Here is a 21,527-nt window from a genome sequence, read left to right as displayed (position 1 = left end):
ATGGGAGACGTTATTGATATATATGGTTTATCACCTTTGCAAAAAGGAATACTGTTTCATACTTTATACGATCAAGATGATGAATATTCTTTTTCCTATATTGTACAAGTAGGTTTCTTGCTCGGGGGGCAATTGGATGTTGCTACTTTTGAAAAAGCTTGGGAATATGTTATTCAACGACATGAGGTTCTGCGCTCAGTATTTGTTTGGGAGGAAGTTGAAAAACCTCTACAAGCAGTTTACGAACGTCTTCCTTTTACTATTCATCAAGAGGATTGGAGTACCCATTCGCATGAGGAGAAGGAGAAGAAATTACACCAGTTTTTGACTGCAGATCGTAGGAAAGGATTTTTATTGGATGAAGCACCATTGATGAGAGTCACTGCGATTAAAGAAGTAGAAGGGGAAACGAGAATTATTTGGACACATCATCATATTTTGCTAGATGGTTGGAGTGTTTCATTGGTCTTTAGTGAAGTGATGGAAGTTTATCTCAAGATGATAAAGGGAGAATTGTTGAATCTTCCTAAATCTCTTCCTTATAAAAAATATATCCAGTGGATAAATAAACAAGATCAAAGTCAAGCAGAGGAATTTTGGAAAGAAGAATTAAAAGGGTTCTATGCACCTACGCCATTAGCGATGGAAAGAAAGGATCAAGGGCAGGAGAAGGGCTATGGAGAGTGTGTTTATCAGGTATCTGAGGAACTCACTGAGAATTTACAAGAGTGGGTACGAAATAGTCGATTAACATTGAATACATTAGTACAAGGAGCATGGGCCTATTTGATGGGTAGGTATAGCGGTGAAAGTGATATCGTATTTGGCGTAACTAGCTCTGGACGTCCTACTGATTTGATAGGAGCAGAGAATATGGTAGGCCTATTTATTAACACATTACCTACTAGAATTCGATTAACGGATAATACATCTGTAGTAGATTGGCTTCGTAAAATACAGATGAAAGAAATGGAACGAAGACAATATGAGTATAATTCATTGATAGATATTCAAGGGTGGAGTGAGGTTCCACGAAATAGCTCCTTATTTCATACCTTGTATGTGTTTGAAAATTATCCAATTCAAGGTGAGAGAAATGATGATTTAAGATTACTAGATGTTAAAAGCGCGGAACAAACAAATTATCCTTTAACACTCATTGTAATGCCTGGTAAGAAAATTACTTTAAAGTTGATGTATGATCGAAGGTATTTTAATGAAGAAACAATAAATCGGATTCAGAATCACTTATTGCAAATATTAATTCAGATGACGAAGAGCCTAGATTCAAAACTCTTTGAAATTACTCATTTAACAGCGGAAGAACAGATACAGTTATTAGAGGAATGGAATCATACTCAAGTAAATTATTCGGCTGAAGGCATGATTCATACGATGTTTGAGGAGCAAGTTAAAAAAACGCCGGAAGCAATCGCGGCTATTTACGAAAATGAACAAATTACCTATAAAGAGTTGGAGGAGCGTGCAAATCAGCTAGCTCATTATTTACAAAAGCGTGGTGTAGGCTCAGAGTCTCTGGTTGGAGTATATATAGAACGTTCATTACAAATGATGATAGCGTTATTAGGTATTCTAAAATCAGGAGCAGCGTATGTTCCACTTGATCCTACTTATCCAGAGAGTCGGCTTCGATATATATTAGAGGATGCTGGAATCGAAGTACTAGTGACGGAAGAGAATTCTAAAAATTTGTTTGTATCTGAAAATGTTGAAACGATTTGTATGAATAAAGATTATACTGCAATTGAAAAAGAAGAAACAACCCCATGTATAAGTGGTGTAACAGGAGAAAATTTAGCGTATGTTATGTATACTTCAGGATCTACAGGGAATCCAAAGGGAGTAATGATTGAGCATCATTCAGTAATTAATTATCTAGAATGGATGCAACATAAATATCCGCTTTCTGAAAAGGATGTGGTCTTGCAGAAAACGCCATTCTCATTTGATGTCTCTGTTTGGGAATTGTTTTGGGGCATTCACGTTGGTGCAAGTGTATCTTTCCTACCTCCAGGTGGAGAAAAAGATCCTTCTATTATAGCTGAAGTGATTAAACAACATCAGGTTACTATAGTTCAATTTGTACCTTCGATGTTATCTGTTTTCTTAGATCACTTCAATCATATTGAATTGAACATGAATTGTTCGTCCGTACGCCATGTATTTTCTGGTGGAGAAGAACTAAGTTCAGGGCTGGTTAGACGATTTCAACAGAAATGGAATTATAGTGGACAAGTGAAATTAACCAACTTTTATGGGCCAACTGAAGCCACTATTTATGTGAATGCATTTGATATTCAGCCTAATCAAGAATCTGTTTCTATTGGGCAGCCAATACAGAACACGCAATTATATGTATTAGACCAAAATCAACGCTTGCAATCAATAGGAACTGAGGGTGAGTTATATATTGGTGGTGCTGGTTTAGCACGTGGATACTTAAATCGTCCGAATCTTACTGCTGAAAAATTCGTTTCGCATCCATATCGATTGGGGGAACGACTATATCGAACAGGAGATTCAGTAAGATATCTAACTGATGGAAATTTAGAATTTATAGGTAGAATGGACCACCAAGTCAAAATGCGTGGTTTTAGGATAGAATTAGGAGAAATTGAAGCGACTTTAGAAAAATGTTCGTTTATTAAAGAGGCTGTCGTATTAGTTAGAGAAGATCGTCCAGGTGATCAACGATTGGTTGCATATGTAATAAGCGATGGAAGTACCCAAGAGTGGAGAGAGTATTTACAAAACCAATTACCGAATCATATGATTCCAGCGCACTTTATAGAGTTAGAACACTTCCCGCTTACTCCAAATGGGAAAATTGACCGAAAGGCCTTGCCAGCACCTGATGAGCAAGCTATTGAAGATTTAAATTTGCTACCTCGGACGCCATCGGAAGAGCTTATTGCCTCGGTTTGGAGTCAAGTGTTAGGAACAGAAAATATTGGCATTCAGGATTCCTTCTTTGAACGTGGTGGGCACTCACTACTTGCTACTCAAATCGTCTCTCGATTGCAAGAACTGTTCCAAATTAAAATTCCATTACGTGAACTTTTCAAGCACGATACTGTGGAAGCATTGGCGAAACGAGTGGATCAGTTACGAAAAGAAGATAAAAAACGAGAGGTTGCTCCCCTTGTACCTATGAAACGAGAAGAAGTTATCCCACTTTCCTATGCGCAGAAACGTCTATGGTTTATTGATCAATTAATGCCAAATAGTGCTATGTACAATATCCATGCAGCGTGTCGCTTAACAGGTGAATGGTCAATTGAAGCATTGGAGGTCGGATGGAATCAATTGTTGGAGCGTCATGAATCATTAAGGACGACAATTCTAGAACAAGAGGGTGAACCGTTTCAACAAGTTCAATCTCATGTATTCAGACATATTCCTCAAACGAATCTAACAGATCTCTCTTTGGAAGATAGGGAAAGAGAAATGAAACGGCTCATTCAAAATGAAGCTGAGGAACCATTTCATTTTGGACAAGGTCCTCTGATTCGAACACGAATATTGAAAGTGGACAGGGAAGAATGGATTCTCATTTGTACGATGCATCATATTATTTCAGATGGATGGTCAATGGGAATCTTACTTGAAGAATGGATGGCTTTTTATGAAGGAGCATTAAGCGGCAAACCGGCGGAATTGAAGGAGTTATCTATCCAATATGCAGATTTTGTCATGTGGCAGAAGGAATGGCAAAAAGAAGAGAATTTGAATCAGCACCTTCAATATTGGAAGGATGAATTATCTGGGGAACTACCGGTTTTACAATTACCGATGGATCGTCCTCGACCTGCAGTTCAAACCCATCGTGGTGCAAGTCAGTCCTTAATAGTGGCGAATTCCCTACAGGAAAAGCTCAAAGATTTAAGTCTGCAAGAAGGTTGCACTTTATTTATGACATTGATGGCAGCGTATCAAAGCTTCCTTTCTCGTTATACAGGACAGGATGACATCTTGGTTGGAAGCCCAATCGCTAATCGAAATGTGAAAGAGATTGAGGGATTAATAGGTTTCTTTGCAAATACGTTGGTTTATCGAGCTGATTTCAGTGAAAATCCGACGTTCCAAGAACTTTTGTCGCAGGTAAGAAAAAAAGCACTAAAAGCATACGATTATCAGGACATCCCATTTGAGAAAGTGGTAGAATCCGTAAAGCCGGAACGGAATACAAGTCATTCACCAATATTCCAAACCATGTTTACTTTACAGAATGCGAAGCAAGAATTTCCTCAGCTATCTGAAAGACAAATGGAACTCATGGAAAGCCATGCTTCTGTAGCGAAATTTGATTTGAGTTTATTTGTTACTGAGACGGAAGAAGGATTATCACTAACCTTTGAATACAATACTGATTTGTTTGATGATACAACCATTGAACGTATGGCAAGTCATTTTGAGCATTGGTTAAATCAAATTGTCTCTCATCCAAAATGTTTATTATCAGAATTGAATATGTTATCGAAAGTAGAACATAAGCAATTACTAGAAGAATGGAATGAACCAGCTGTTATAGATATAGAAGCATGCGCGATTCATACATTGTTTGAAGAACAAGTAGAAAAAACACCAGAAGCAATTGCAGTGGTATGCGAAGATGAAGAACTAACATATCGAGAGTTGGACGAACGCTCGAATCAGCTGGCACATTATTTACAGAAAAATGGTGTAGGTTGCGAATCATTGGTTGGGATTTGTGTTACACGTTCATCTGAGATGATTGTAGGCCTCTTAGGAATTATGAAGGCAGGAGGAGCATATGTCCCAATTGATCCAGCGTATCCGGAAAGTCGACTGCAGTACATTTTAGAAGATGCTCAAATAAAGGTACTGGTGACACAAGAAAAGTTACAACAAAAAATGGTTATACCTAAATTCGTTGACGTAATTTGTATTGATCGTAATCGAGCAGAAATAGAACAAGAAGTAACTACGGTATGTATGAGTGAAGTGACGGGCGATAACTTAGCCTATATTATCTATACTTCAGGTTCCACTGGAAATCCAAAGGGAGTAATGATTGAGCACAGGAATACAGTAACAATGATTCATTGGGCGCATCACACGTATTCCCGAAAGGAATTAGCGGGAGTGTTAGCTTCAACTTCGCTATCTTTTGATTTATCCGTTTTTGAAGTATTTGTTCCCTTAACGATGGGTGGTAAGGTGATTGTCACTGAAAATGCTCTACATCTAGAGAAGTTGTCTACCAAAGGTGTAACTTTGGTTAATAGTGTGCCATCGGTAGCGAAGGAACTGGTTCGAGCAAAAACAATTCCTTCTTCGGTAAAGGTGATGAATTTGGCTGGAGAACCATTACCATATTCGCTTGTTCAAGATTTATACGAGAGAAGTACGATCGAAAAGGTATACAACCTATATGGACCGTCCGAAGATACTACGTATTCCACGTATATGGAATTAGAAAAGGGTGACATGTATAATAGGGTACCACCAATTGGTAAACCAATATTCAATACAGAAGTATATGTACTGAGTGCCGAACAAAAAATGGTTCCAATTGGTGTAGTTGGTGAGCTATACATTGGTGGATCAGGGTTAGCGCGTGGATATTTAAACCGCCCTGACTTAACGCAAGATCGTTTTATACCGCATCCGTTTAAAGAAGGAGAGCGAGTATATCGGACTGGAGATTTAGTAAGGTATTTACCAGATGGAAATTTGGAGTATGTTGGACGAATCGATCATCAAGTGAAAATTCGTGGGTTCCGGATTGAACTAGGAGAAATTGAAGCGACATTACAAAAGCATACACTAGTTAACGAAGTTATTGTGATGGTGCGGGAAGATTATCCTGGCAATCCACGTTTGATTGCCTATGTTGTAGGAGATGGAGATGCTCAAAAGTGGCGTGATTATCTTAAGGATCAACTACCAAATTATATGATTCCAGCCTATTTTGTTGGATTAAATGCATTTCCACTCACTCCTAATGGAAAAATTGATAGGAAGGCCTTACCAGCACCAGAGAGACAGGAGATAGCAAGTGGTTATATTGCTCCTCGTACGTCTACGGAAAAAACAATCGTTTCGATATGGCATGAAGTTTTAGATATGGAAAACATAGGAATTCAAGATTCGTTTTTTGAAATTGGTGGCCATTCACTACTCGCTACGCAAGCTGTTTCCAATCTTAAAGAGGCTTTTGGAGTCGAGATACCATTGCATGATTTATTTATGTTTCATACGGTGCAGCAATTGGCAGAACAGATTGATCAATTGCTCTATAACAAAAATCAAGAAATTCAGAATGATAGTAAGGAGAATGTAAGTCTTCAAGACTATATTCAAAAAGAAGCAGAAGTCAGTAATGATGAAGAATTACTAGAACTGCTTAAGCAATTAGAAGAGCTATCAGAGGAAGAAGCACAAGGGATATTCGAGAGTAATTTGATTCAGGAAGGGGTAAAAAAATGAAAAGTGATTTACTTGCAAAGCTGAGTTCACTTTCTCCTGAGAAGAGAGCATGGCTTCAGAAGCAAATGCAAAAAAAGGAGAATAAAGAAGCACTCCCGTTGTCTTATGCACAAAAACGTTTGTGGTTTATGGACAGATTTAACCCAAACAGTTCTTTATATAATATTCCAACAGTATGGCATCTAAAAGGAAATTGGATACCTGAAGCATTAGAGAAGGGATTCAATCGAATCATTGAACGTCATGAATCATTACGAACTGTTTTTAAAGAAATAGGAGAACAGCCTGTGCAACAAATTATCGAATTCCTTCCTAGAGCATTACCTGTAAGAGATTACTCTCAACTTCCTCTAGAAGTAAAAGAAAAAGAGGTAGATAGTTTAATTGCGAGAGAAGCGCAAGAACCATTTGATTTAATGAATGGTCCTTTAATTCGTAATCAGCTTGTTCAATTAGAGAAGGATGAATGGTTATTACTGTTTACGATGCATCATATTATTTCTGATGCTTGGTCCATTGGTATATTCATGAATGAATTCCTTGCTTTCTATGAAGAAGAAACGGGCGGAAATCCTGCTAAATTAAGTTCATTATCCATTCAATATGCAGACTTTGCGAAGTGGCAAAAGGAGTGGTTGCAAGGTGATGTGCTAAATCGTCAGCTTACGTATTGGCAGGAAGAATTGTCTGGTGAGCTTCCTATCTTACAACTGCCAGTGGATCGACCTCGACCGGTTAAGCAGACTTACTCTGGGGCTGCGTATCATGTGATTTTTCCTTATAAATTGCTCAGTCAATTGAAGGATATAAGTCGACAAGAAGGATCTACTTTATTTATGACTTTAATGGCCGCATACCAGAGCTTTCTTGCTCGTTATACGGGACAAAAAGATATTCTAGTTGGTAGTCCGATTGCAAATCGGAACCATAAGGGAGTAGAAGGATTAATTGGTTTCTTTGTTAATACGTTGGTTTATCGATCAGATTTGAGTAGCACCCCTACTTTTCGAGAGATTTTGAACAAAACAAAGAAAAAGGCGTTAAAAGCTTACGAATATCAAGATATACCATTTGAAAAAGTGGTAGAAGCTGTGCAACCTGAACGAAGCATGAGTCATTCCCCTATATTTCAGACCATGTTTACGCTACAGAATATAAAACAAGAACGACTAGATTTGACTGATAGAAGTATTGAAATGGTAGAAAGTAATATGTCTATTGCTAAATTTGATTTGAGCTTAACTGCCTATGAAGTGGAAGAAGGTCTATTTGTCTCATTTGAATACAACACGGATTTATTTGATAGTAGTACCATTGCACGTATGGCAGGACATTTTGAGAACTGGCTAAATGAAATCACGTATCATCCAGATGAATCATATACAAAGCTGTCAATGTTATCGGATACTGAGCAAAAACAACTCCTAGAAGAATGGAATGATACGGACGTAGTTTATGGTCATGATTGTATGATTCATGAGCTATTTGAGCAGCAAGTTGCACGGACACCTGATGCAGTGGCGGTAGTTTATGAGGGTGGAAAGCTAACGTATCAAGAACTTAATGAAAAATCGAATCAATTGGCGCATTTTTTACAAAAACGAGGTATCGGACCTGAATCATTGGTCGGTATATGTATTGAACGTTCTCCTGATATGATTATCGGTCTCTTTGGGATTTTGAAGGCAGGTGGGGCTTATGTCCCACTGGACCCAAGTTATCCCGAAAAACGCCTGAGATATATTTTGGAGAATTCACAAATTCAAGTGCTGTTAACAAAAGAAACACTACAGGACTGGTTACCTAAAGATATCCAAGCAATTTGTTTAGACCGGGATCAAGTGATGATTTCTAAAGAGAGTAATTTAGCCCCGGTAAGTGGAGTAACAGCAAATAACTTAGCCTATATTATATACACTTCGGGTTCGACGGGAAATCCAAAGGGGGTAATGATTGAACATCATTCCGTTATCAATCGCCTACAGTGGATGCAGAAAAAATATCCATTGGCCGAGGAGGATACAATCCTACAAAAGACACCGTTTTCGTTCGATGTTTCTGTCTGGGAATTATTTTGGTGGTCATTTGTAGGAGCACGTGTTTGTTTACTTCCACCTGGAGGAGAGAAAGATCCTGCGGTGATTGAGGAGTATATTGAGCGATATCGTGTGTCCACCATGCATTTTGTTCCGTCGATGTTATCTACTTTCTTAGATTATATGGAACTATATAATTCGAAAAGGGATGTCTCGTCTTTAATTCAAGTTTTTACTAGTGGAGAAGCGTTAAACACTGAGCAGGTTCGCCGGTTTAAGGGGATCTTTTACAATGTTCAGCAAACAAAGTTAATTAACTTGTATGGTCCTACTGAAGCGACTGTGGATGTGACTTATTATGATTGTGATTTAGAAAAAGAAGCAATGCTTATTCCGATTGGTCGTCCGATTGATAATACAGAGTTGTATGTGTTAGATCAATATCAACAAGTGGTCCCGATTGGTGTGGCAGGGGAACTTTACCTTGGAGGAGTAGGATTGGCACGTGGCTACTTCAATCGACCAGATTTAACTACTGAACGTTTTATTCCGCATCCCTTTAAGGACGGAGAACGATTATATCGAACGGGTGACTTGGTGAGATATATGAATGATCGTAACTTGGAATATATTGGAAGAATAGATAACCAAGTTAAAATTAGAGGATTCCGAATTGAATTGGGAGAAATTGAAGCAGCTTTACATGATTACTCATCTGTAAAAGAGGCAGTCGTGTTGGTGAAGGAAGATCGACCAGGAGATAAGCAGTTAGTAGCTTATGTAGTGGGTGAAGGGGATACTGGGGAGTGGCGTGAATATCTCAAGAAGCAACTGCCACATTATATGGTTCCGGCATACTTTTTCAAAATTGAAGGTATGCCACTCACTCCAAATGGTAAGGTGAATCGGAAAGCCTTACTGGAATTAGAAGAACAGTTCATAAGTGAAGATATTACTTCATCAAGAACACCAGTGGAGGAGCTTATCGTTTCCGTTTGGAGCCAAGTGTTAGGAATAAAAAACATTAGTGTTCAGGATTCCTTTTTTGAAATCGGTGGTCATTCACTACTAGCTACTCAAGTAGTGTCACGTTTACAGGGAATTTTTCAAATCGACTTAACAGTACGTGAACTATTTGAATATACAACGGTGGAGTCACTGGCAAAGCGATTAGATCAGTTACGTAAAGGAAATAAAAAACGAGAGATTCCGCCGCTAATACCAATGAAACGAGGAGAAGCTATTCCACTATCTTATGCCCAACAACGCTTATGGTTTATTGATCAATTTACACCTAATAGTGCCCTTTACAATATGCCAATGGTATGCCGCCTTACAGGGAATTGGCTACTTGAAGCATTGGAAACGGGATGGAATCAACTAATAGAACGTCATGAATCACTGCGGACGGTCTTTCACGAAGTGAACGGTCAACCCGTACAGCAAATTGAACCGTATGCTTTTCAATCAATTCCGAAAACGGATTTAACTATGCTTTCTTCTGAAGATCAAGAAGAAGAAGTTAAACGTTTAATTCAACAAGAAACAGAAGTGCCATTTGATTTAACAGAGGGTCCATTAATCAGGACAAGTATTTTGCACGTGGGAGAGGAAGAATGGATACTCCTTTGTACTCTACATCATATCATTTCAGATGGATGGTCAATGGGAATCCTACTTGAAGAATGGATGGCATTTTATGAGAAAGCAACGGATGGAAAGGTAGCGGAACTTGAACCATTACCGTTTCAATATGCCGACTTTGCTCAGTGGCAAAAAGGATGGCTAAAGGAGGAGGTGCTGGATCAACAACTCCAATATTGGAGGGAAGAATTGTCTGGGGAGCTTCCTGTACTCCAACTTCCTATGGATCGCCCGCGTCCCGCAATACAAACTCATCACGGGTCGATATACACTCTGGTTCTGCCAAGCACGCTACATGATAAATTGAATGAACTTAGTCGAAAAGAAGGGGCTACACTCTTCATGACGCTTTTAGCTGCATATCAAAGTTTTCTATCTCGTTATACGGGACAAGAAGATATTCTGGTCGGAAGCCCAATTGCGAATCGGAATTATAGAGAAATTGAAGGACTAATTGGTTTCTTCGTTAACACGCTGGTTTATCGAGCTAATTTGAGTGGTAGACCGACATTTCAAGATGTACTGTATCAGGTTCGTCAAAAGGCATTGAAGGCGTATGAATATCAAGATATTCCATTTGAAAAAATTGTAGAAGTTGTGCAACCGGAGCGAAGTACAAGTCATTCGCCAATCTTCCAGACTATGTTCATTTTGCAAAATATGAAACAAGAGTTTCCGGTGTTATCTAGTAGAAGTATTGAAATGATAGAAAGCCATAGTCCAATTGCAAAGTTTGATTTAAGTGTAATGGCAGCTGAGACGGAAGAGGGTTTACTTTTTACTTTTGAGTACAATAAGGATTTATTCAATGCTACTACTATTGAACGGATGGCAGGACACTTTGAGAAATGGCTACATGAAGTTTCTCATCGCCCACAAAATCCGTTGCATGACCTGAGCATGCTATCAGAACCCGAGCGTACTTTGTTATTAGAAACATGGAATGACACTGTAATGGAAATGTCTCATCAGGGTCTTGTTTGCGACAGATTTGAGGAGCAAGTAGCAAGGCGTCCTGATGCGATTGCGGTAGTTGATCAAACAAAACAGTGGACTTATGGTGAACTGGATACACAAGCAAATCAGTTGGCAAATGTTTTACAGCGAAAGGGAGTAGCCCCAGAGTCAGTGGTAGGAGTTTATCTTCCGAGGTCAGCTGAGCTGATGGCAAGTTTACTAGGCATTTTAAAAGCTGGTGGAGCTTATGTCGTTTTAGATCCGTTGTATCCAAAATCAAGGTTAGAATACATGATTGAAGATGCAGGAATTCAATTTGTAGTGACGGCGGAAGGACAAGAAGGACATTTCGCACACGTCGAAATGGTGAGGTTAGAAGAATTAACGGTGGAAAGCGTAATCGCACCTACACGTCAAATAAATCCAGAGAACTTAGCCTATATTGTCTATACCTCTGGTTCTACAGGAAAACCGAAGGGTGTCATGGTTGAATATCGCTCATTAATGAATATGGTTTCTTGGCATCAGGAAGTTTATCATATTTCAGCAGAGGATCGTGCGACTCAGATTGCAGGGGTTGCTTTTGATTCGGCTGTCCAGGAGATTTGGCCGTATCTAACTGCTGGCGCAACACTCTACTTGTCAACAGAGGAACTGAGAATTAATCCAGAAGCACTAAGGGACTGGCTCATTGATTCACGAATAACAGCTAGCTTTGCACCTACGCCTATTCTGGAAAGGCTCTTGAAATTATCTTGGCCAGATAAAACGGATCTTCGTTTTATCATTACTGGTGGGGATCAATTAACGCAGTACCCATCTAACGATATTCCTTTTGCGGTAATTAATCAGTATGGTCCATCGGAAAATACCGTTGTTACCACAGATTGTTATGTACCTGTAGGAGTGACAACAGGTACGCCATCGATTGGTCGACCGATTGCGAATACAGAAGTTTATGTGTTAGATTCTCATCTTCAGCTAGTACCAATTGGTGTAATTGGAGATCTCTATATTGGAGGGAAGAGTCTTGCACGTGGATATGCTAATCGTCCGGATCTTACAAAGGAAAAATTTATTCCACATCCTTTCAAGTCAGGAGAACGTCTCTATTATACAGGAGACAAAGCAAGTTATCTTTCTGATGGTAATCTCCAGTTCCATGGACGTATAGATGACCAAGTGAAAATTCGTGGTTTCCGGATTGAATTGGGAGAAATAGAAGCTGTTTTGCAGGCACATTCTTCTGTGAAAGAAGCAGTTGTATTGGTACGAGAGGATAATCAAGGTGACAAGAGATTAGTAGCTTATGTAGTTGGTGAAGGAAGTGTACATGAATGGCGAGAACATCTACAAACACATTTACCAAATTACATGGTTCCAACAAACTTTATTGAGATGGAATTTTTACCACTTACACCGAATGGAAAACTTGATTTGAAGGCATTGCCTATACTTAGTGAACAATCCGCCGAAAATACTGTATACCCACGAACTCCGCTGGAAGAACTTATCGCTTCAGTGTGGAGTCAAGTGCTAGGAATAAAAGAAATTGGTGTTCAGGATTCTTTCTTTGAGCTTGGTGGTCACTCTCTACTTGCTACACAAGTGGTCTCACGCTTACAGGAAGTCTTTCAAATCAAATTACCGGTACGTGAACTGTTCGAATATTCAACGGTCGAGGCATTATCGAAACGAATAGATCAGTTACGTAAGGGGAGCGAAAAACGAGAAATTCCACCATTGGTGCCGATGGAACGCGGAAATAATATTCCACTATCTTATGCCCAACAGCGCTTATGGTTTATTGATCAATTTGCACCTAATAGTGCACTTTATAATATGCCAATGGCATGCCGCCTTACAGGGAATTGGTTACCTGAGGGATTGGAGTTGGGATGGAATCAGTTGATAGAGCGTCATGAATCTTTGCGGACTGTATTTTATGAAGAGGATGGCCATCCTGTGCAGCAGATTCAACCGTACGTTTTCCGTCCGCTTCTCCAAATGGACTTAACTAAGCTTTCATTAGAGGAGCGAGAAAGAAAGTTGGAACAATGGATTCAAACTGAAGTCGAATCTCCATTTGATTTAGAACAAGGGCCATTGTTCCGTGGGAAACTCATAAGAATTTCAGAAGAAGAATGGGTTCTTCTGTGTAATATGCATCATATTATCTCAGATGGATGGTCGATGGAAATCTTACTTCAAGAATGGATGGCATTTTATGAGAATGCGATTGGTGAAAAACAAGCAGATCTGGAACCACTACCAGTTCAATATGCCGATTTTGCTCAGTGGCAAAGAGAATGGTTGAAAGATGAAGTACTATATCAACAACTTGCATATTGGAAGGAAGAATTATCTGGTGAGTTACCAGTCTTAATGTTGCCAGTGGATCGTCCGCGTCCGCCAGTGCAAACCCACCATGGATTAACTCATAATGTTTTGTTATCGCGCCCATTACTGGATAAATTAAACGAACTAAGTCGTCAAGAAGGGGCCACACTTTTCATGACCTTATTGGCATCGTATCAAAGTTTCCTTGCTCGTTATACGGGACAAACGGATATTATTGTTGGCAGCCCAATTGCAAATCGAAATTATCGAGAAATTGAAGGACTGATTGGTTTCTTTGTCAATACATTGGTTTATCGAGCTGAATTAAGTAATGCACCGGCATTTCAAAAGTTGTTGTCTCAAGTGCGGATAAAAGCATTGAAGGCATATGAGTATCAAGATGTTCCGTTTGAGAAAATTGTAGAGGTTATCCAACCTGAACGAAATACAAGCCATTCTCCGATTTTCCAAACCATGTTTACTTTGCAAAATACGGGACAGAAGCTACCAGAACTACATGGAAGAAATATAGAAGTAATGGAAAGTAATGCTCCAATCGCTAAGTTTGATTTAAGTTTAACAGCTGCAGAAGTGGAAGAGGGTTTATTACTTACTTTTGTTTATAGAACTGATTTATTTGACAGCTTAACTATTGAATCCATGGCTGAACATTTTGGGAACTGGTTGAATGTAATCGTGGAGAATCCTGATAAATCATTAGCTAAGTTGCCTATATTATCAGGATTACAGCAAAAACAGTTGGAAGAGTGGAATAATAATGCTGTAGCATATCTACGGGAAAGTACGATTCATCAGCTGTTTGAAGAGCAAGTAAATCGTACACCTGATGCGGTAGCAGTGGTAGATGAAAAACAGCAGTTAACATATCGAGAGCTTAATGAAAAAGCTAATCAATTGGCCCACTATCTTCAGCAATGTGGGATTGGGACTGAATCATTAGTTGGACTTTGCTTTGAGCGTTCAGTTGAGATGATTGTTGGTATTATGGGGATCTGGAAGGCTGGAGCAGCATATGTTCCATTGGACCCATCATATCCAGAAAGTCGCATACGATATATTTTGGAGGACACTGAAATTCAAGTATTAGTTACGAATGAGTCATTAGGAGGTTGGATACCCAAAGAAGTCAAGGCAGTTTGTCTAGATAGGGATCAGGCAATGATTTCAAAAGAAAGCATTCTTTCACCAAAATGTGAAGTAACAGGAGAAAACCTAGCGTATGTTATCTATACTTCTGGATCGACGGGGAATCCAAAGGGTGTCTTGATACAGCATCATTCTGTAATAAACTTGTCGCATGGTTTACAAAAAAAGGTTTTCGAACATGAGATACCATCTAACATGCATGTCGGTTTAAATGCGTCAATTGCCTTTGATGCATCTATTCAGCAATTACAAATGCTGTTGTATGGTTCAAGTTTGTATATTATTCCGAATGAAGTACGAAGTGATCCGGAACAGTTTGTAGCTTATATTAGGGAGAACAAGTTAGCAATCTTTGATATAACACCTTCAATGCTTCAATTACTTATAGATGCCGGACTGTTAGAAACGTACGATGGTGTTCATGTTCCAAGTAAGGTATTGGTTGGCGGCGAAGCGATTATGCCGTCATTATGGGAACAGCTAGTAGAGACTGTTAAAATTGAGTTTTATAATGTATATGGTCCTACAGAATGTACGGTTGATGCAACATGCTATCATATCAAAAAAGATAGTGAAAGAGTAACGATTGGGCGTCCGTTGCCTAACGTTCAAACTTATGTATTGGATAGAAATGGGTTGCCAGTTCCAGTTGGTGTGATGGGTGAACTTTATATCGGAGGAGCGGGTCTAGCGAGGGGATACTTAAATCGTCCAGAGTTAACATCCGAACGATTTATTTCTCATCCATTCAAAGAAGGCGAGAGATTATATAGAACAGGCGATCTTGTGAGATATCTTTCTGATGGTAATATAGACTATTTAGGAAGAATGGATAATCAAGTGAAGATTAGAGGATTTCGAATCGAACTTGGGGAGATTGAGTCGACTTTACAGGAGCATGACTTGATAAAAGAGGCAGTTGTAATAGTTAGGGGAAATCAGTCGGGAGATAAGAGGTTAGTAGCTTATATAGTGGGCGAAGGCAGTTTAGAAGAATGGCGTGAGTATCTTAAAATAAAACTACCAATCCATATGATACCTTCCTACTTTGTCGAAATGAAAGAATTACCGCTAACCATAAATGGAAAGGTTGATCGGAAATCGTTACCTATACCAGATTATCAAGGAACACAAGAAGGGTACGCGACCCCAAGAAATGAACGTGAACATAAGCTTTCTATCATTTGGGAACGTGTGCTAGGTTCAAAACGTATTGGTATTTATGATAACTTTTTTGAAATTGGTGGAGATTCAATTCTTAGCATTCAGATTGTCTCTCGTGCGAAGCAAGCTGGTTTACAGTTGACACCAAAACAACTATTTGAACACCAAACGATTGCTGAGTTGGCGCTAGTAGTCAAAGAAGAACAAGGTGTACAAGCTGAACAAGGAATTATAACTGGGGAGACGATACTTACACCTATTCAGCAAAGGTTTTTTGCACAAAATCATCCTAACCCACATCATTGGAATCAATCCATGTTCTTTAGAACGAAAGAAAAATTGGACATAGGATCACTGGAAAAGGCAGCGCGTAACCTTCTACTTCATCATGATGCCCTGCGTTTAAGATATGAACGTTTACCTAATGGGGCTTGGAAACAGTGGAATGAAGGAATTGAAGAACAATTGATGCTGACTGTCATTTCATTAGACGAAGTGCCGGAAGCGGATTGGCATGAAGTTATTCAAAAAGAGATTAATGTTGCACAAGAAAGATTGAATTTACATGATGGTCCGTTAATGAGAATGGTGTATTTAGATGAAGGTGAGAAGACTGGCCGATTATTTTGGACAATTCATCACTTAGCCGTGGATGGTGTTTCTTGGCGAATTTTATTGGAAGATTTGCAAACAGCATATACGCAAGCAGTCCAAGGGCAAAAAATTCAATTACCTATGAAGAGTACATCTTTTAAAGAATGGTCGGAGAAATTACAACATTACGCTGAAACTGGAATATCAAAAGAAGTGCTACATTACTGGGAGCAGCAGGGTGAACAAGACGTAGTTATACTGCCAGTAGATGGTACTATAAGTAATCCAGTAAGCGCAGTAACTGAGGAAATTACTGTGGTGTTAAATGAGAATGAGACCCGTATGTTATTGCAAGAGACTTTAAGCACTCACCGTGTCCAAATCAATGAAGTATTATTAGCAGCATTGGTACAAGCTACAGCAGCATGTACGGGGCAGCCGATATTAAGCGTAGATTTAGAGGGACATGGTCGAGAAGAGATTATTGAAGATGTTGATTTATCGAGAACCGTGGGATGGTTTACAAGTATTTACCCAGTTCATTTAAATATTACTAGTGCTAATACGCCAATTGCAGCATTAAAAGCAGTTAAAGAACAAGTTCGCAAAATTCCTAATAAGGGTGTTGATTATGGGGTGTTGCGTTACATGAACGCAACAATGTGTGAGCAATTGAGCTCTCAACATACACCGTCTATTAGTTTTAACTATCTTGGACAATTTGATCAAATGTTTTCTAGCGATGCAATGTTTATGCCGGAGAACGAATTTAAGCGTTTAGATCATGCTGCCGGTTCCAAGCGATCGCATGTAATTGATGTAATTGGGGTTGTAACGAATGGAAAACTTCAGTTCACTTGGGTATACAATGTTGAACAATTCGCCAAATCAACGATTCAAAGTATTGCACAGAATATGCTATATCAACTGAGCAGATTGATTCAACCTTCAGATAGAGAATCTGCACTGACCATTTCGGATTTTGCAATGGCTAATCTTAACCAAGTAGGTTTGACAAATGTACTAAACAAAATGAATCGTGGAAAGAACAATCAGATTACTGATTTATATCCACTATCACCTTTGCAAGAAGGTATGATTTTCCACACATTGCATGACCAAGGGAATGAACATGTTGCACCGTATATAGTGCAATTAAGTTTTATGATTAAAGGGAAAATGGATATTCCTACTTTTGAGCAGGCATGGAAATCTGTAATTCAGCGGCATGAAATTTTTCGTACAGCATTTGTTTGGGACGAAATTGAAGAACCATTACAAGTGGTGTATGAAAATATCCCATTTAAAGTGAACAAAGAAGACTGGCGTACAATGACAACTAAAGAGATAGAAGAAAAAAGAAAAGTCTTTTTGGCATTAGATCGAAAACAAGCCTTCCAATTTGATGAAGCGCCATTGATGCGGGTAACAGTCATTCAAGAAGGTGAGGAAGAATATCGGATTGTTTGGACACATCACCATATTTTACTGGATGGATGGAGTTTACCATTGGTCTTTAATGAATTACTTACAGTCTATCAGAAGAGAATGAATGGAAAAGCTGTAAAGTTACCTAAACCCTCACCATATAAGAAATATATCCAATGGCTCAGGGAACAAGATAAGGAGCAGGCGGAACAATTCTGGGGAGAAAAGCTTAAAGGTTTTACTGCACCAACTTTGCTGGGCTTAGAAAGTAAAGAGGAAGAAAAAGGTTATACAGAAAAGGTTACCTATTTATCAGAAGAGCAGACTCAAGCGTTACAAGGATGGGCGAAACGAAATAAACTTACTTTGAGTACAGTAATTCAAGGTGCATGGGCATATCTCATGAGCCGATATAGTGGAGAAAATGACATTGTCTTTGGTGTAACAAGCTCAGGGCGTCCTACGGAGATTATTGATGTTGAAAACATCGTAGGTCCTTTCATTACAACGTCACCGACGCGAATTCAATTGATGGATGATATAAAAGTAATAGATTGGTTGCAGAAGATACAAGAGGAAGAGATAGAAAGAAGACAATATGAGTATGCTTCTTTGACAGAGATTCAGGGGTGGAGTGAGGTTCCTAGAGGTACACCGCTGTTCAATTGTTTATATGTGTTTGAAAATTATCCAGTGAAAGAAGAATCTTCAGGAAATTTGGAAATTGGTGAATTGAAAGGGGTAGAACAAACCCACTACCCACTAGGATTGGCTGTAGTTCCAGGAATCCAGTTATCGTTAAAGTTAATGTATGACCGTAGTAAGTTTAATAGAGTAACCATTGAACAAACGCTGGGTCATTTACACAAAGTGTTAATGCAAATGCTCAAAAACATTGATCAAAATCTATCGGAACTAGTATATATTACGGAGGCTGAACAAAGAAGGCTATTGGAAGAATGGAATAATAATGCTATATCCTATCCACGTGAGAATGTAATTCATCAACTATTCGAAGAGCAAGTAAATCGTACACCTGACGCGGTGGCAGTGGTAGATGATAAACAGCAACTAACGTATCGAGAGATGAATGAAAGAGCTAATCAATTAGCCCATCATTTACAGAAATGTGGAATTGGGACAGAGTCATTAGTTGGCCTCTGCTTTGATCGATCAGTTGAGATGGTTGTTGGTCTCATGGGAATTTGGAAGGCTGGAGCAGCCTATGTTCCATTGGATCCATCTAATCCGGAAAGCCGCCTGCAATATATTTTAGAAGACACGGGAATTAAAGTGTTAGTTACAAATGAGGTATTACTAGGATGGATACCTAAAGACATCAAGACAGTTTGCCTAGATAGGGACCAAGCAATGCTTTCTCAAGAAAGCAAACTTTCACCAATATGTGAGGTAACAGGGGAAAACTTAGCGTATGTTATCTATACTTCTGGTTCGACAGGGAATCCAAAGGGGGCTTTAGTACAGCATCATTCTGTAATAAACCTATCCTATGGTTTACAAAAAGAAGTTTTCTCACATGAGATACCTAGTAATATGCGCGTCGGTTTGAATGCGTCAATTGCCTTTGATGTATCTATTCAGCAATTACAAATGTTGCTTTATGGTTCAAGTTTATATATTATCCCAAGTGAAGTTCGCACTAATCCGGAACAATTTGTGTCCTATATTAGGGAGAATAAATTGGAAATGTTTGATATGACACCTTCATTACTTCAATTACTTATAGATGGGGGATTGCTAGAAATAAGTGCTGATGTTCATGTACCAAGTAAGATATTAGTCGGTGGTGAAGCAATCATGCCGTCATTATGGGAACAGCTAGTAGAGACCGAAAAAATTGATTTTTATAACGTATACGGTCCTACAGAATGTACGGTTGATGCAACGTGTTATCATATTCAAACAGATAGTAAGAAAGTTACAATTGGACGTCCGTTACCGAACGTTCAAACTTATGTATTGGATAAAAATTTGTTACCTGTTCCAGTTGGTGTAGCAGGTGAGCTATATATCGGTGGTACAGGTATAGCGAGAGGATACTTGAATCGTCCAGAATTAACAGCAGAGCGATTTATCCGTCATCCATTTAATGAAGAAGAGCGTTTATATCGTACGGGAGATTTGGTTCGTTATTTACCTGATGGTAATTTAGATTACTTGAGAAGAATTGATAATCAAGTGAAAATTAGGGGCTTTCGTATTGAACTTGAAGAGATTGAAGCGAATCTAGAGAGGCATCCATTGGTAAAAGAAGCAGTAGTTTTGGTAACAGAGGATAAATTAGGAGAGCAGAGATTGGTTGCTTATGTAGTTGGAGATGGAAGTATGCATGATTGGCGTGAATATCTCAAGAGACAAGTACCGAATTATATGGTTCCTGCACACTTTATTAAGATAGACGAGATTCCTCTTACAACGAATGGAAAAGTTGATCGAAAGGCATTGAACAATTTAACTATTCAAAGAGAAAATAACTTCTCTACACCAATCATTCCAAGGGATGAAATTGAATATCAGTTGATTAAAATCTGGCAGGATTTGTTACAGATAGAAGATGTCTATGTAAATGATGATTTCTTTAATAGAGGGGGACACTCTCTCCTTGTAATTAAATTAGTTTCAAAAATTAGGGAGAAGTTTGGAAAAGAGATTAAGGTGTCTACATTGGTTAAGAATCCAACAGTGGAAGGAATCGCATGCCTTATTCGTGATAAGCATGATATGACGAAATCAGTATCAGCGCTGGTTCCACTGCAAGAATCAGAAAAAAGATCTTTCTTCTGCGTTCATCCGTTTATGGGGAATGTATTCTGTTACATTCAACTAGCAAGATTGCTTAAGAACCACTGTTCATTTTATGGTTTACAGAATCCTCTCATAGAAAAGAGAGAAATTGATGATTTGACCTTGCCGGAAGTAATTCAACTTTACATTGAAGAAATAAAACGTGTTCAGCCAGAAGGCCCATATCGTCTTGGAGGATGGTCTTTAGGCGGTGCAATTGCTTATAAAATTGCAACTGTATTAAGGAATCAAGGAGAGGAAGTTGAGTTTTTGGTACTAATGGATACTAAAGTACCTTCAGAGCAAGATCGTAAAACAAGGGAGGATATGCTCTCATATATATCTGAACATTTCATTCCTAGAGATCTTACTGAGCAGGAAGAAGGCCTCGTCCATAAGCAAGATATGCTTGTGGAGCGATTAATTATGGAAGGAGTACTCCCGCCTGATGCAAATCTTATGAATTTGAAGCAAGTTATCAATGCTCATAGGAAATGCCTGAACTTAATGGCAGAGAATGATTTGATACCATACTTTGGAGAAGTTATCTACTTTAGTGCTGAGGAAGGAAAAGAGTTGTTTACAAATTGGGGACCTTTATTAAAAGGAAGAGTAAATAAGTATTCTGTCCCTGGATCACATGAGGAAATAGTAGACTTCCCCGCAGTTGAAAAGATAGCTAAGTACCTATTAAATGAATTTGAAGGGATAAAAGAAACATCCCTTTCATTTACTGAAAAGTAGAGAGTGCAAAAGATGCAACGCTATGAACGAAAAGGGCAGCCCAATAACTGCAAATAAAGTGTAGGCAATAATGAATATATCAAGAGTATTACTTTTTAAGAGGATAATGGAAAATTTACTTGATAGAGACATAGAAACCTATATGAGCTGCTCATAGAATGATGTAAATGCTCT

The 21,527-nt window shown here is 38.7% G+C and carries 2 protein-coding genes; both read left to right on the top strand.

The annotated features are described in order from the left end of the window. Positions 1 to 6,474, top strand: a complete 6,474-nt coding sequence (locus DN393_RS20920) for a non-ribosomal peptide synthetase (protein WP_149173829.1) — start codon at positions 1 to 3, stop codon at positions 6,472 to 6,474. Next, the gene (locus DN393_RS20915) at positions 6,471 to 21,353 is read left to right on the top strand and encodes a non-ribosomal peptide synthetase (protein ID WP_149173828.1); all 14,883 of its coding nucleotides are present in this window, start codon (positions 6,471 to 6,473) and stop codon (positions 21,351 to 21,353) included. Before DN393_RS20920 ends, DN393_RS20915 begins: the two co-directional genes overlap by 4 nt. The last annotated feature ends 174 nt before the right edge of the window (positions 21,354 to 21,527 follow it).

Origin of the sequence: Bacillus sp. BPN334 (genome assembly GCF_008368885.1) — a bacterium.
GTDB classification, from domain to species: domain Bacteria; phylum Bacillota; class Bacilli; order Bacillales; family Bacillaceae_G; genus Bacillus_A; species Bacillus_A wiedmannii.
Note: the sequence above shows the minus strand (reverse complement) of the source record. Positions and strands in the feature narration are given on the sequence as shown.

Coding starts and splice junctions, on each gene's coding strand:
- DN393_RS20920 (WP_149173829.1), top strand. CDS start 1: ATGGGAGACGTTATTGATATATATGGTTTATCACCTTTGCAAAAAGGA.
- DN393_RS20915 (WP_149173828.1), top strand. CDS start 6,471: ATGAAAAGTGATTTACTTGCAAAGCTGAGTTCACTTTCTCCTGAGAAG.